The 15,389-nt window shown below is 69.4% G+C and carries 9 protein-coding genes; 6 read left to right on the top strand and 3 right to left on the bottom strand.

The genetic code is table 11. From position 1 onward, the window contains the following. Positions 1-932: 932 nt before the first annotated feature. From KIF24_RS13490 to KIF24_RS13475, 4 genes are all read left to right on the top strand, one after another. Positions 933-1,682, top strand: coding sequence for an ABC transporter ATP-binding protein (locus KIF24_RS13490; protein ID WP_331461116.1), 750 nt, complete (start codon positions 933-935; stop codon positions 1,680-1,682). A gap of 857 nt (positions 1,683-2,539) precedes the next feature. Next, positions 2,540-2,986, top strand: a complete 447-nt coding sequence (locus KIF24_RS13485) for a hypothetical protein (protein ID WP_221084339.1) — start codon at positions 2,540-2,542, stop codon at positions 2,984-2,986. 71 nt (positions 2,987-3,057) lie between these two features. Then, the gene (locus KIF24_RS13480) at positions 3,058-3,615 is read left to right on the top strand and encodes a hypothetical protein (RefSeq protein ID WP_230415561.1); all 558 of its coding nucleotides are present in this window, start codon (positions 3,058-3,060) and stop codon (positions 3,613-3,615) included. Positions 3,616-3,779: 164 nt separating this feature from the next. After that, complete coding sequence (locus KIF24_RS13475) at positions 3,780-4,319, top strand: NADPH-dependent FMN reductase (protein WP_331461115.1); 540 nt, start codon at positions 3,780-3,782, stop codon at positions 4,317-4,319. A 41-nt stretch (positions 4,320-4,360) separates the two neighbouring features. On the opposite strand, the gene KIF24_RS13470 is transcribed toward KIF24_RS13475, so the two are convergent. The 3 genes from KIF24_RS13470 to KIF24_RS13460 form a co-directional block, all read right to left on the bottom strand. Then, positions 4,361-5,656, bottom strand: coding sequence for a serpin family protein (locus KIF24_RS13470; RefSeq protein ID WP_221084337.1), 1,296 nt, complete (start codon positions 5,654-5,656; stop codon positions 4,361-4,363). A 145-nt stretch (positions 5,657-5,801) separates the two neighbouring features. Beyond that, entirely contained in the window at positions 5,802-7,982 is a 2,181-nt protein-coding gene (locus tag KIF24_RS13465) for a UvrD-helicase domain-containing protein (RefSeq protein WP_221084336.1), read from the bottom strand. After that, positions 7,979-13,852 (bottom strand): helicase-related protein, encoded by a 5,874-nt coding sequence (locus KIF24_RS13460; protein ID WP_331461114.1) that lies wholly within the window; start codon positions 13,850-13,852, stop codon positions 7,979-7,981. The genes KIF24_RS13465 and KIF24_RS13460 overlap by 4 nt, the downstream gene beginning before the upstream one ends. A gap of 62 nt (positions 13,853-13,914) precedes the next feature. Here KIF24_RS13460 and KIF24_RS32765 point away from each other — a divergent pair, with 62 nt between their 5' ends. Both KIF24_RS32765 and KIF24_RS13455 read left to right on the top strand, forming a co-directional pair. Further along, positions 13,915-14,241, top strand: coding sequence for a hypothetical protein (locus KIF24_RS32765; RefSeq protein WP_230415559.1), 327 nt, complete (start codon positions 13,915-13,917; stop codon positions 14,239-14,241). Further along, positions 14,214-15,341: an IS1380 family transposase gene (locus KIF24_RS13455; RefSeq protein ID WP_230415557.1), complete on the top strand. Its 1,128-nt coding sequence runs from the start codon at positions 14,214-14,216 to the stop codon at positions 15,339-15,341. The genes KIF24_RS32765 and KIF24_RS13455 overlap by 28 nt, the downstream gene beginning before the upstream one ends. Positions 15,342-15,389: the final 48 nt, after the last annotated feature.

The following is a 15,389-nucleotide window of genomic DNA, read 5'->3' as shown; positions in this document are numbered from 1 at the left end:
AGTACAAGCGTGAGCGTTGCCGCCCGTCAGCGACGGTTGATCATGTGTGCGCACCCAGGTGGCCAACTCGGCAACTCGGCGTGTCCTCTGCCTTCCTCTGCCTGGACCCGCGGGATTGATTATCGTGCTTAGATGTGGAAGCCTGATGATAGGCCTTGATCGACGGTTAAAGTTATTCGGACGTCGATGTCTATCGAGCTTATCGCGGGGGTGGTAAGGGTCGATCTGTCGTTACTGGATTGTCCCAGTCATGATCGGAATGTGGTGGGCCCTGCTCCGTGTTGAGCGAATTGTCGGACGGTTCCCGTTGTGTTGCTCTCAACGGTGCCTCGACTGTGTGACGAGATGCGATCCGACTCAGGAGGTGGTCCCCTCATCGCGCGCTCTCCGCCCTATATAGAGGGCCGACGCTGTCGCCGCTAATGGTGCATCTCTCGAAGGAGTCGCACCCAAAAAGAGTGCAGTCACTGCACCACTACTACTGATCTTTGTGGCACTGCAAAACTACCGAATCTGGAGAGTTTCATGCGGAGAATTCCACAGGTGTTGATCATCGGCGTTGCGGCTTTCGGCTTGGTTGGCGTGGGGGCTGGAGTGGCGATGGCTGATTCATCCTCAGTTCGGGCGTGTACCCTACGGGTCGACACGCCGAACTCGAACAACGACGCGGTCGTAGGTCGTTCGGGCTGCTCCAACACGCTCGATGGCGAGGGTCGGATCAGGGAGGACCGGAACAACTGGCCCGACGACACTGTCGGTTCAATCTCTGGTGGTGGCTGGGGCACCAAAACGGTCGACGGGTCCTGCGGCAACGGCCGTGGTACCTACTACTCTGACTTCAGATCAAGCACTGGGGCGTATGCGTCTTCGTCGGGCGCCACCCGCTGCTGACTACACTGCGAGTCTCACTACTACAAGGGCAAGAGGTTTGAGTGACCGGGATCGTTGAGGTTCGAAACCTGTCATTCTCGTACGGGAGGCGTCGGGCTCTGACCGGCGCCTCCTGGACGATCGGTCCGGGGGTGACCGCCCTGCTGGGTCCGAACGGGTCGGGAAAGACTACATTGATCAAGTGCATGGTGGGTCTGGCACGGCCCAGCCATGGTGAAGTGATCATCGACGGCCGGGACGTCAGTGACGGTAAGGCGGCTCAGGAGGTGCTTGGGTACGTACCGCAGAACCCGTCGCTTCCGGGTTTGGCCAGGGTGCGCGACCTCGTCGCCTACGCGGCCTGGCTGAGCGGGATGGAAGCGGCGCGGACGGACGCGGCAGTCGAGGCAGCCTTGAGCAAGATGCAGGCTTTGGACCTGGCCTCTCGGAGGATCCGCACCCTCAGCGGCGGGCAGCGGCAACGGGTAGCTCTGGCCACCGGAATTGTGCATGATCCGCGCATTCTCATCCTCGACGAGCCCACTGTGGGTCTCGACCCGGGGCAGCGGCTCAAGGTACGGCAGGTGATTCAGCAGTTCGCCACCGAGCGGCCGGTGGTGCTGTCGACGCACATGACCGAGGATGTCGAGCACCTCGCGGACTCGGTCGGTGTCCTGGTAGACGGAAAGATTCAGTACCAGGGCCCGATCTCGCAGCTGACCATTCCCGAGGCGTCTGACGATGGCCGCCCTGGGTCGCCGTTCGAGCGGGCCTACGATGATCTGATCGTGTCCCTCGGCGGTTCCGAGTGAATCGCCTGCGCCTGTTGTTCGGTTGGCCCGGACCCCTGTGGGTGTTCCCGGCCGCAGGCGCTCTCATGGCGACCGGTTCGTTTCTGGCCACCAGGGATGTAGTCGGATCCGACTACGTCACTTGGTCGACCGTCGCCACCTCGTGGCACGAGTCGCTCTGGATCCCCGGATCGTTGGTAGCCGGTGTAGCCGCTGCGCTCGGAGCAACATACTTCCCCAAGGCTTCTCCGGTGGCCGCAGTACTGCGGCCGAGGGTGGGCGCCGGTCTGTTCCTCGTCCATGGGCTTGCCCTGGCGGTGTGGCTCTGCCTGGGCCATGCCCTCGGGTTGGTCCCGGTTCATCTCGCCGCGGCGCGACAAGCGACCGCCGGTGCGTTAGCAGTCCGGGACGTGGTAGTCGGTTTGGCCGGTGTGACCACATTGGCGGTCATCGGATTCTGCGTTGGTGCTGCCGTACGGCACTGGGTGATTGCTCCCGCGGTCGCTGTTCTAGCCTTCGCTGTAATGGGCTTGCCAAATGAGCCGCTGTTTATGCCGATCGGGCTCTTGCTGCCAGTACGCCAGTGGACTCCCAGCTCGCCCAGATTCGAGATGAACCCCGCGACCGCCGTCTTCGCCGTTGTCGCTTCCATCGGCATCTGCCTGCTTTCCGCCTCTCTCGCATCGTGGGCTGCATCCCGCGGGTCAGTCCGCCGACAGGGCCGGCCCCTTCTCACGTGGCTGGCCGTGGTGGGTGCCCTAGCTGCAATCGCCTTCGCGTGGCGCCCTGCGTTGACTGTGGTGGACCGTCCCGTCTCACGCGTGTGCCAGCAAGTCGATGGCACAGAGGTGTGCCTGCACACGGCGAACCAGCCGGCTATGGCCAGCACCGTCGATGTCGTGACACGGCTGCGTGCTGCCGGGCTCGCACCGATCCTGCACCAGGTGACGGATTTTGCCGCGTCCGATCACGACACCCCAGGCCCTGGAGAGGCCCTCATCAACCTGGACCCGAGTCCCCAGGACCGAAGACTCCTCGCCAGTACCATTCCCGCCCAAGTTGCCCTCCAGGTAAGCGAAGCCATCACGCTCGGCGGCTGCCTCCAGCCCGGCCGGACCACCGAAAGCTACGACACCGCCACCGTTCTCTATGCGCGAATTGTTCAATTAGCCGGATTCGAAGACCTGGCAGGCGCCTATGGTCCCGACGAACCACCACCGGCAGCGCGAAAGCTGACCACCATGAACGCCGAGCAAATCAGCGCATTCGTCCAGGTCAACCAGGAGTTGATTACCTCGTGCCGCCTGTCCGCAGCTCTCAGGTAATGCGAAGCCGCGCTGCAGGGCTGTGGCACGTCCGTGGTGGCCCACTCGCGGTAGCCGTCACCCTTGTCGCATTGCTGTTCACGGTATTGTTTCCCGAACTGAGCCTCTCGGTAAGCGTCGTGTTCGACCTACCACCCCGGGGCGTGGGCACCCCGGAAATCGTCGCGGTCGCACTGGCCAGCGTCCTCCCCGCCATCACCATCCCGCAGTTTCATGGCCGCGAATTCACCGCCCGACTGTCGGCCCGGCTCGGACACATGGCCTACTCTGTGGCCACGCTCGCCGCGCCCTTGGCCGTTTTGCCGGCGTGGTATTTGGCGATCATTCTCAGGCACCCCGGCGAACAGTTTCCACCCCTGCACGGGCTGATCGGCAACGTGGCCGCCTTCTCATGCATTGGCGCCATCCTGTGCTTGGCTCTCGGCCCGCTAGCCTCCGCCGTGGTTACGCCAGCACTCTTCGCGGGCTTCGTGGTTGCCCAGCACGCAGTACCGAACTCGGTTCTCACCGACGAGTTCGCCACTGGCCGTTCCTGGCACACCAATTACTGGGTCACCACTGCCATCGCACTCCTAACCCTCGCCCTCACCTGGCACCTACGGGGCATCCCCCGGCCTGACCGGCGTTGACCTCCGGCCGTCTCCTCGTCGACTTGGCCAGGTGGGATGGCACAGTTCAGGGGTGGTTTGGACGGGTGTCAGACCCGTCTGGCTTCTTACGAGCATTGACTACGTCGACCGACCACCACAGCAGCCCATCCGCCGCCACAGTCCCCGTCCGACTGCGCGTCGCCGTGATCTCGGGCAGCGTCCGCAGGGAACGGATGGGCCCGACGATCGCCGGCTGGGTCGCCGCCGCCCTGGACACGTCGATCGAGGTCGACCGGATCGACGTCGCCGACGTCACCCTGCCCGACGACAGCCTTCTCTTTCCCGGCGGCGGGCCGAAAAGCGAGATCGCCGACCGGATAGCCGCAGCCGACGCGTTCGTGTTCGTCACGCCGGAGTACAACCACAGCTACCCTGCCTCGCTCAAACGCCTGATCGACTGGCACTACGGTGAGTGGCGCCTCAAGCCCGCGACCATCGTGGCCTACGGCGCGCAGGGCAGGCACGCCGCGATCGAGCACCTGCGCGGGGTGCTGGCCGAACTGAGCGTCGTGACGACCCGCCGAGTCACGGGCCTGCGGGAGCCGTGGGCATCCCTCGACGGCCAGGGCCGGTACGCGCCGGACGCGGACCTCACCCGTGGCCTGACCGCGAGCCTGACCGAGCTGCGATGGTGGGCCGAGGTGCTGGCCGACGCCCGCCGTGACCGGCCCCTCTCGACCTGAAACGCGGCCGACCTCCGGTCACCTCGGCGGGCAGCACCCGGTCAGGCTGGGCCGGTGGCCAGCGGGTCGTGGACCCGGCCGAGGAACAGCGGTACGCCGGTGAACCGGTCATGGATGACGTACAGGAACGGCCGGTTCACGAAGAACTGCGGTCCCTGCGGGATCGACGGCGGCCGGATGATGACTGCCGACGCGGCTGCCGCCTCGACACCCTTCTCGTCCACCCCGATGAACGTCTCGTGCACCACGTCGTCGATGCACAGCGCCGGGTCGGTGGTGCTCATGCCGGTGAAGTCGGCGTACGACGTGAACGCCGTGGGCATGCCGAGCCCGCTCAGCGCCGCGCCCAACTGGGCCGGCAGGCGGAACGTCCACCGGGGCATCCGCAGTTGGATGTCGGTGAACTGGAAGCCGGTGAACAATGCGCCCAGCCACGCCGCGTCGAGGTTCGCCTCGACCGCGGCGAGGTTGTCGCGGGTCGGCATGACGATGGCCATGGCCAGCCCGTCGCCCGCGAGCGGCACGTCGACCGCCCGCCAACCGTCGCCCAGGACGTGCCCCATCCGGTCGAACGGGCCGCGCATCATCGGCACCTGGACGACCGTGCCGTCGTCCCGGGTGAACGGTTCCTCCACGGTGGCCGACGCCCGGAAGGGGTAGTACCAGGCCGCCTTGAGGTAGGCCGTGTTGGTCAGCATCAGGCTGGTGTCGGTGCGCACCGAGTCCGGGGCCAACAGCTCCGGGATCTTCGCGTTGGTCCGGTCGGACACCCAGGTGTTGATCTCCTGGCGGGCCGCTTCCGGCGCACCACGGAAGTCCACCGGGTGCGCGACCGCGCCGTAGTAGCCGGCCAGGGTGTCCCGGAACCCGGACCGCAGGCCCAGATCGAGCCGGGTCCACACGGCGTTGGCCGTGGTCACCCGGGGCTGCCGCACTCCGTCGCCACCCTGGAACCGCGCGGCGAGCGACTGGTCGACGGTGTTCAGCCCGCTGTCGAGCGCGCCGGGTCGCGGATGCGGCGCGTGCAGCACGGCATCCATCTCGTCCGCAGTGGTCGATCCGGCGCCTGCCCTGGCCATCGCGAGCGCCAGTTGAACCGAGTACGGCGCACACACCACGTTGCCGCCCGCGTGGCTCGACGCGATCGTGCGGTAGAGGTCGGCGGTGAAGCCGCGTACCGCGGTCGCGGCGGCCTCGGTCGTGGCCGGGTCCGGGGGTACGCGGACCGGATCCGTCGACGTGGACGACCCGGTGAGCCAACGGGGATGACCTGGGGCGGCGGTGAGGGCAGCAGCCGCGAGCGGTACCGCCCGCAGGACCGATCGACGCGAGACCATGCCCCGACGGTAGGGCAGTGTTACGGGGGCGCGCCAGGTGAAGGTCCAGAATGCATCGAAGTTCACCAATGTTCGTTACTTGCGCGCGGGTCGCCCGACGCGGCCCACCACGTGGGCCGTGGCGGGCGAAGGGCGCCGCCGGGACTCACGGTGGTTGGCGCTGCACCAGGCGGCTGGTCAGGAACGGGCTTGGCGTGCCGTGCCAGAACACCGTCAGCTCGTCGCGGGGCCGGGTGGCGGCCACGAAGAGCAGGGAACGGTCCCGTTGGCGTTCACGCTGATAGCGCTTCGGATCGGTGTCCCGGTATCGGCTGATCACCTGCCGGGGGACGAGGCCGTCACTCACCGCGGCGATGACCATGCGCTGGTACTCCAGGCCCTTGAACCGGTGCATGGTGCCGACATGGATCCCGTCAGGCTGCTTGGGGCCGTCCGGCCCGATCTCCACCACCGGCAGCCCGTCGGTCTCCAGCCTGCTGATCAACTCCGCCGCCAGCTCCTTCGTCGGCACGCAGATGGCCACCGAGCCGTCGGTCGGGTTGCCCCAGCTCCGCAGCTGCTCGACGATCAGGTCCCGCTCCTGCGCCCAGGTCGGTGCCCCACGGAAGTGCGGCCGGCCACCGCGCAACAACGAGCGGTAGCCGGCCAGGTCCTCCTCGCCGCCGTCGAGGTCGTCGTACACCTCGCCGGTCATGATCTGCAGGGCGTCGGCGAGGATCTGCCGGGTGGTGCGGTAGCTCAGCGTCAGCCGCGACGACCGGCCACGGATGTTGACGCCGAGGCTGCCCAACGTGACGTGGTTGTCGTAGATGCGCTGGTGGGTGTCGCCGGTGAGGAACATGTCGTCCGGTTCGGGCGCGACCATGGCGCGCAGCATCTTCCAGTGGGCGGCGCTGAGATCCTGCGCCTCGTCGACCACCACGTGACGGTAACGCGGCCGGTAGAACCCGCCGGACGGATCCCCACCGGCACCGCTGTGGTGGGCCGTACGGTCCATTTCGAGGCGGGCGGCCCGCTGTGCCACCTGCCGCCAGGTCCAGATGCCACGGTTCTCCAGCCAGCTGGTGAAGCGCTCGGTCAGCTGCCAGGTCCGGTCGCGCTCCGCCCGGGTGAGGCTGCGGCCCCGGTTGGGCCGGCGGGCCTTGAAGTAGTCCGTCCGTGAGTTGAGCACCTGGCCGAGGATCACCTGGGTCCACTCGGCGGCGAGGAACTCCGCCTCCCAACCGGTCTCCCCCGTCTCGACGAGGAATTCGGCCCACAGCTCGGGCACCCGGTTGTCGTCCACGACGCGCCGGCCGCCGCCCGACTTCGCCTCGGCCACCACCCGGCTGGCCAGCCGGTCGATGTTGACGATGTCGACCCGCGACACGAGCTCCTGACCACCCAGGGCCATCAGCCGGGTACGCAGGTCGGCGGCGAGGTTCCGGTTGAAGGTGGTGAGCAGGATCGGCTTGTCCACACCGGGTGGCAGTTGTCGGGCGAGGTGCGCCACCCGGTGCAGGGCGACGATGGTCTTGCCGGTGCCCGGACCGCCGCCGACCCGGGCGGGGCCGTTGTACCGGCGCTCGACCAGCTTGCGCTGGGTGGGGTGCAGGAAGATCTGCCACCGCTCGAACGCTTCGCCGAGCATCGCCTGCAACGCTTCGTCGTCGGAGGTCACCTGGGTGGCGGGGCGCTCGACGGCGGCCTCGAAGTCCTCCGTGTCGACCGGATCGTCGGCGCGCACCGGGTCGGTGACCTGCTGGAGCACCTCGTCGTAGGGGGTGCCGTCGAAGAGCGCGAAGAGCACGTCGGTGGTGAGTTGCGGTGCCCGGTCAAGCAGCTCCAGCAGCTCGGCCTCGGTGGTCAGTTCCCGGACCTGCGGCAGCAGCGGTTCGGAGACGCCGAGCTCCAGCAGCTGGGCGTCGGCGTACGCCGCGAAGAGCGGTTTCTGCGCCGGTTCCGCTTCGGCCTCCGGCGGCACCACCCGACCGACGATGCTGTCGCCGAGCGGAGCCAGGTCGACCACCTCGATACCGCCGGTGACCCGGTTGATCCGGTACGCGTAGCGGCCGAGGTCGTCATACACCTCCCCGCGGTGCTTGACCGCGACGAGCAGGTAGTCGCGTTCGGCGATGTGCAGCAGCAGCGCCCGGTAGTCCTTGTTGACCCGGGCCGACATCAGGCGGGTGTCGCTGTTGAGCGCCTTGAGGTTGAGCCCGGGGTTCTCCGGGTTGTGCCGGAACTTGTGCATGAACTCGTAGACCGCGCCGATGTCGGCGCGGGTGAGCTTCATGACCTCCTTGTCGGCGCGGTCCAGCATCCGCAGGCTTGCCCCGGTGCTCATCGCGGTTCTCCCCCACTCCACGCTCTGATCTTTGCCGCCAGCTCGTCGACCGACCATTCCCGGGCGGTCCGGGCGTGCCAGCCCGCCTGCGCGTAGGCCCGGTCGCGGTCTTCGGTCTCGGGGTCGTCGGAGGGGCCGCTGAGCACGATGGCGATGCGCCGCTCCGGCCACGCCAGCTCGGCCTGCCAACCCTGGTCGCCCAGCTCGTAGCCGACGACCGGTGCGGGCAGGTCCTGCCGGGCGAGCTGCTGGACGAGCTGGTCCAGCGTGTGCTCCTCCGGGTCCAGGTAGCGAAGGACGTCCCGCCACGGCGACTCGCTGCCGAGCGTCCCGGCCCCGGTGGCCATCGGCGGTGTCACGACGCCGAGCCAGGTCGCCGTCTCCTCGTCGAGCGGCAACGCCCGGTGGGCGGGCCCGAACCCGGTGCCCTCGGTGACGGCCATCGAGGCCGGTTCGAAGGCGTCGAGGTCGGAGACGGCGAGCTGACCGGCGTCACCGCCGCCGTTGCCGAGGAACTGGACGACGTTGCCCCACGCCAGCCAGGCCGCCCAGCGTTCCTTGTGTCCCGCCCCGGCCACGGCTGCCGGCAGGTCGTCGAGGACGGCAAGCGCCGACCAGGTCGGCAGGGGTCTGCTGCGGCCGTCGACGACGACGGTCACCGGGCAGTCCGCGTTGTCCCGGGCCCGCGCGATCATGATGTGCCGTGCGGTCGGTGCGGGCAGTGGTTCTCCGCGCAACGCGGCCAGCAGTCGCTCCGCCACGCCGCCGGAGTCGGTGGCGGTGTTGTCCCGCGCCTGCTTGAGCAGACCCGCCAGGGTCGCTTCGGCCCGACGCTGCCAGCGGGTCGGATCGGGCTCGGCGAGGAAGCGCATCAGCTGCTGGATCGGGTTGACCCAGATGGTCTCCTCCAGCTCGTCCGGGTGCGCGCCGGGGAGGAACCTCCGGTAGTTCTCCCGGGCCGCCTGCTTGCAGACCCCGCCGTACGGGGTCCAGCGGCCCTGCCCGTCGGTGCCGCCCCACGTCTTGACGTCGTCCCAGGTGGCGGCGAAGACGAGGTAGCCGTGGGCGCGCAGCCGGGCCCGCTTCTCCGCGTCGTCGGCGAGCCGGTTGTACTGGGACGAGGCGTGGTACTTGAAGCCGTCGAGGTAGACGGCCACCTCGGGCGAGGGCGCGTCGAGGCGCTTGAAGTGGACGTCCGGGCGGGTGCCCCGGACGGTGTTCTGTAGCTTCATCTGCCAGTGCGTGACGCCCCGACCGTCGTCCCGGACGAACCGCAGGTCGGCGATGCGGGCACCGTCGTGATCGGTCCGCCGGTCGATGCGCAGGCCCGAGTGGGGCGCCTCGCCGAGCGCCAGCAGTTTGGTCAGGAAACGCATCTCCAACTCGCTCTCCACCTGGTGGATCAGCGAGATCTCGTCGGTCCGGGTGCCCTCCTCGACGTCCCAGGTGTCCAGGAGCTTGTCCAGCATGCCCAGCGCCTCGTCGCGGCTCATCAGCGCGAACTCGTCGTTGCGGGCGTAACGCAGCAGGCAGCGGTGGCAGACCGCCCTGCCCTCGTGGCGGCAGACGCAGTCGGCGATCCGCGTCCGGGCCAGTTCCAGGACGCCGCGGAACTCCTCCGGCCTGGCGAGGCGGTGCAGGTAGCCGGTGCCCTGCGGTTGGGTGTCGTAGACGACCACGAAGTTGCGGGTTCCGTCGCTCTGGCCGTCGGGCATGGTGGCCGACACCGCCTGAAGGTGCGCGGGGTCGCCGCCGTACTGGGCGGCGATCCCGAGCCGGACGGCGGCGGCGAACGACACGACGCGCTCCTGCACCACGGCGGTCGCCGCGGGGATCAGGATGCGCAGGGCCTCGGTCTCCAGCTGGTGGGCCAGGATCAGGTCCACGTGGGTGTCCGGTGCGGCCGGCGACCGGCGGTACGCACACCAGGGGCGGTGGTGCTCGGCGCCCTGCACGACTGTCGATCCGGAGGCCTGCGCGGCGAGTTGCGCGCTCACGGCGGGCGCACCGTCGACCGTGGTCCCCCCGCAGGAGGTGCAGGCGTGGAACCGGTTGATCCGCACCTCGTCGCCGGCGAAGAACTCCGCCGCCCGGTCGTAGCGCTGGGCACCGAGGTTGAAGTGGCGGATCATCGCGTGCCGGCTGTAGTCGACGCCGAAGGTGTCGTGGGCGTGCCGCCAGGAGGAATCGACCTTCGCCGGGTCGACGGCGACGGCGACGGTGGTGGCGTAGAAGCGCCGGTCCCGGTCGTCGCTGTCGTCGCGGATGCGGGCGTCGTCGCGCTTGTCGCGGCTGAGCACCCGGGTCGGTTGAAGCACCTGGAACAGTCGCCCGTGATCGGCGATGCCGGGGTCCGCGCATCGCGGGCAGGCGCTGGTGTCCTCCTTGGCCAGGTGGGTACGGACGTAGCCGCACTGACCGCAGACGCGCCACTGCTCGTAGGACGGCCGGTCGACGGTGCCGACGTCGAGCCCCGAGATCTCGTGCCGGTAGCCCCGCACGTAGTAGCTGTTGCCGGGGGCGATCTCGACCAGCGCCGGGCGGGCGGGGCGGGCGTACTCGCGGATCTCGCTGTGGAACCGGCGGTCGCCGTCGGTCTTGTCCTCCCAGGTGAGGGTGGCTTCCAGGTCGGTGCGGGTGTCGATGAGCGCGTAGTTCGGCAGCAGCCCGAACGCGACAAGCGTGCCGTGCGCGGCAGCCGCACTGGCCTCCCGCAGCCGGCGACGGACCGCGGCCTCCTCGGCCTTCAACATCTTGATCTCGCGGGCGTGGTCGGGGTCGCTGGGCACCAGGGTGCCCCGGGCGGCGGCGAGTTCCTGGAGCCGGCGGCGCAGGTCGGCCAGCCGGGACTCCCAGACCTCGTCGGCCTCCGTGACGCGACCGACGACGCCGTCGACCGCGAACTCCCGTAGCTGGTCGGCGGCGGCCCGCAGGACCTTGTCGCCGAAGATCGCCAGGAACTCCTCCACCAGCCGGGCACCGTCGCGCCGGCCGGCCTCGGCGAGACCGGCCAGCCAGCCGGTCGGACCGAACAGCACGTGCGCGCGTCGTGGCATCGGCAGCACTCCGGCCAGCCGGCCGCGGGCGGCCAGGTCGATCAGGTGGGCGAGGTACTGGCGGCGCAGAATCTCCACGGCGGAGAGGAAACAGCCGGGCGGGACGATCTGACCGGCGATCATGTCGCGCGGGTCGGTGAGGTAGTAGCGGTCCCGCTCGGATCGCCCGACGAGGGTCAGCACGAGCGCGTTGCCGCTGCGACGGCCGGCGCGGCCGGCCCGCTGCATGTAGTTGGCCGGCCCGTGCGGCAGCGACGCCAGCACCACCGCCGAGAGGGCGCCGATGTCGATACCCATCTCCAGGGTGGGTGTGCAGGAGAGCACGTTCGGGTCGGTGTACCGCTCGCCGTCGCGGAACTGCCGCTCCACGGTCTCCCGCTGGGCGCGGGTGAGCATGCCGGTGTGTTCGCCGGTGACCACCCGGAACACCGGGCTGTCCAGGTAGAGCCGCCGGTAGTAGTCGTCGGGCGCGGCGTCGTCGTGGGCGGCCTGGAGGTGGCCACGGCAGCGGTACTGCCGGCACGGCTGGCCGACCCAGTCGGCCACCCGGTCGGGGTGTTCCGTCTGCTGCCAGTGGCAGGTGTCGCAGCCGACGCCGCCCGCCGCGGCGGACGCCTCGTCGAGCCGGGTCACCCGCAGGTGGCCGGGCATCAGCCCGTACACCGTGTTGCCGTCCTCGGTGTCACCGACGGCGACCACGTCGGCGGCGGCCAGGGCCGGAAACAGCCGGGTCAGGTAGCCGGCGGCGTCGCCGGGACCGAGGCCGAGACAGCGTGACGTCCAGTCCTGGTACCAGTTGCCGCGCGCGGTGATCACGTCGAACTCGGAGCGGGACTTCGGTGTGGCGAGCAGGAACGCGGGCGCCGACAGACCTCTGGGGAACGCGGGCATGCCGGCCGGACGGCCGCCCCAGACCTGCCACCGGGTGCCACCACGCTTGAGGTACGGCACCAGCCACTCGTGGTACACCGCACCCCGGGTACGCAGCCGTTCCAGCAGACCCCGGAGGAAGGCGAGGTAGCGGGCGTCGTCCGGTGCCGTGCCGTCGAGGTGGCCGGGGCCGGTGAGCTGGACGTCCCGGCAGATCTCGGCGGCCCGCGCCGGGTCTTCGAGGGCCACGTCGACCGCGACGCTGCGGGTCAACTCCAGGGTGCGGCCCTGCCGGGAACGCAGCCCGGTCTCCATCACGGTGGCGAAGACGAGGCGTTCGCTGATCAGCTCCCAGGTTTCCCGGCTGCCGGTGTGCTCCCCGGCGAGCAGGCTGTCGACGCCGGGCTGGTCGTGCAGGTCCGGCGGCACGACGGTGCAGAGGATCTCCGGCTGGGCCGCCGCCTCGACCATCCTGGCGAAGAGGTCGTCGAGCCCGATCGACTCCCCCGGCCCGAGCCGGCTGGCGAGCAGGGAGCGCAGCGAGAACGAGTAGGACCGGTTGGCGACGAACCCGGCGCGGTGCGCGGCGTCCTGCACCGAGTCGTTGAACAGCAGCGTCTTCTTCTCGGCCGCGTCGAGTTCGCCGCCGGTGAAGAGTTGCGTGATCGCCACCGAGGCGAGGGTGGCCAGTCCGGCGCCGAGGAAACGGATGCCGTGGTCCAGCTCGCAGGACGGGCAGCGGTCCTTGTCGGCGCCGTCGAGGTCGACGAGGTCACCGAGCACCACGAGGGCGTCGTCGGTGAGCTGGCCGTCGCGCTGCTCGTCGAAGGGACGCACCCGGCGGCCGTACTCCAGGACCAGCAGGCCGGCCGGGTGCTGGCGTACCTCGTCGGGGGTCGCGGCGATCAGCGCGCGGACCCGGCGCTTGTCCCGGCCGACGCTGGCCCGGTAGATCTTGTCCGGGTCGGTCTCCAGCTCCTGCGGGTCCTTCTCGGGCGACAACGCCATCCAGCCGGAACGGCCGCAGTGCCGGCAGTAGATGGCCGGCAGCCGGGGGTGGCGGTTGTCGGCCACGACCACGTCGGCGTCGGTGGCGTACGGGTCCAGCTCGCGCGGCGCTTCGCCGTACCAGCCGAAGGTGGCCTGCCCGGAGGTGCCGCGCAGCAGACGCGAGACGGCGCGTACCCACAGGTGGGTTTCGATGTTCAGCAGTGGCCGGCCGGGGGCCTGCGGGTGCTGCGCCACGGAGAGCAGGCCGACGAACCGGGCGAGCGCCTTCGCCGTGATCTCGGGTCGGGTCTTCATCACGCTGCCCCAGCCGGTGGCGTTCTTGCGGGGCAGCACGTCGATGACCTCGTCGAGGGTGCACGGCCGCGCCTGGAGCGAGTCGAGCACCGCCCTGGTCAACGGATGCTGACGCAGCAGGTCGCCCAGGCGCGCCGGGTCGTCGAGGCAGTCCTCGCCGAGGACCAGCTCGGCGACCTGCGCCATCATCGCCTCGGTGTCGCGGTCGTCGACGGCGGCGAGCTGTTCCGGGCTGGGCAGCGGCAGGCTGAAATCCTGGTGGGCGACGAACTCGCCGGCCTCGTAGCGGTCCTCCCCCACCACTGAACCGGCCTCGAAGGCGACACCGAAGACCTGCTCGGCGACCTCGCGGATCGCGGAACGCCCGTCCCGGCCGCCGCCCTCGCCGAGCGTGGCGGAGGTGGCCACGGGACAGATCGGCCCCAACGGCCGCTCCGGCTCGGTGAGGCCGAGCGCGGCGGCGAGCCGGCGCAGCAGCATCGCCACGTCGGTGCCCTGCGCGCCGTCGTAGGTGTGGAACTCGTCCAGCACCACGTACGCCGGCTCGGCGCCCTCCCACAGCGGCAGGTCGTCGGCGCGTTGGCCTCCCCTGTTCAGAGGGGGATTTGACTGATCGAGGTCAGTGAAAGAAAGGTGCACCTGACCTGCAAGGATGTGGGTGTCGAGTCCATGTCCACAGCAGAATCGGGTGCACCTTCCTGGTGAGTAAGGGTAGTGGGTGGGATCAGCGGCTGGTCGTCGGCTCGGGCGGGAAAGGGCTGGTCGGTCATGCGGGTGCGGTCCTGCTGCGGAAATGCGCTGATCGGACCGGTCTGACCAGCGGATTGAACAAGGTGCTGCCGCGCGGCAAGGGCCCTGGATGGTGGGATCGCGGCACGGTCCTGGTGTCGCTCGCGGTCGCGATCGTGCTCGGCGCCACGAGCATGTCCGACATCGCGCTGCTCGCCCATCAGGGCCTGGTCTTCGGTGATCCCCGTCGGAGTCGACCGTCCGGCGAGCGTTGGCCGGCCTCGACGAGACCGCGTTGAAGCGGATCGGCAATGCGCGGGCGAAGGTCCGCGCCCACGTGTGGGCGCTGCTCGCCCGCCGCCCGCAGGGATTCCCGTGGCTGACCGTCGCGGGCAAACTCCTGACCGGGTGGGTGGTCATCGATCTGGATGCCACGCTGATCACCGCCCACAGCGACAAGCAGGGCGCGGCGGCCACCTTCAAGAAAGGCTATGGCTTCCACCCGCTCGGCGCGTGGTGTGCCAACACCGCGGAATGCCTGGCCATGCTGCTGCGGCCCGGCAACGCCGGATCGAACACGGTTGCTGATCACATCCGGGTCCTCGGCGACGCGATCACGCAACTCCCGGTCGCCTACCGGCGCAAGCTGCTGATCCGCGTCGACGGTGCCGGCGCCACCCACGAGCTCCTGGAACATCTTCAGCAGATGAACCGGGCGTGGCGCAGCGTGAAGTTCACCGTCGGCTGGACGATCACCACCGCCGACGAGACCGCGATCAACCAGATCCCCGCCGACGCCTGGAGCGACAGCCTGCACCAGGACGGCACCGCCACCAGCGACGCGCACGTCGCGGAACTGACCGGCCTCAACCCGCGCCTGCACGCCTGGACCGGCACACTACGGCTGCTCGTACGCCGGGTGAAACCCTCGGCCCGGCACGCCAAGAACCTCACCGACCTGGAGAAACGCACCGGCTGGCGCTACCAGATCGTGGCCACCAACATCACCCGTATCGCCGGCGTGCCCGGCTCGCACCAGCCGCAATGGCTCGACGCCCTACACCGTTCTCACGCCGGCGTGGAAGATCACGTCCGCGGCGCAAAGGCGATGGGCCTGCGCAACCTGCCCTCGAAAACGTGGACGGTCAACCGCGGCTGGGTCCTGACCGCCAACCTCGCCGCCGACCTGGCCTCCTGGACCAGACTGCTCGGCCTGCACGACCAGCCGGATCTCGCCGACGCCGAACCCGACACCCTGCGCTACCGGCTGCTGCACCTGCCCGGCAAAATCGCCGTCCACGCCCGCCGCCGTGTCCTGTCGATCCCCGAGACCTGGCCCTGGGCCGACGCGTTCACCCTCTGCTGGCAACGCCTCACCCAGCTACCACTGACCACCTGACCCCGACTCCCGCACCTACCAGCAGAAAGGCTGCCCTCCGAGGGCCGG

It is taken from the genome of Micromonospora tarapacensis (assembly GCF_019697375.1).
Lineage (GTDB): Bacteria > Actinomycetota > Actinomycetes > Mycobacteriales > Micromonosporaceae > Micromonospora > Micromonospora tarapacensis.
This window is presented reverse-complemented; position numbering and strand designations above follow the sequence as displayed.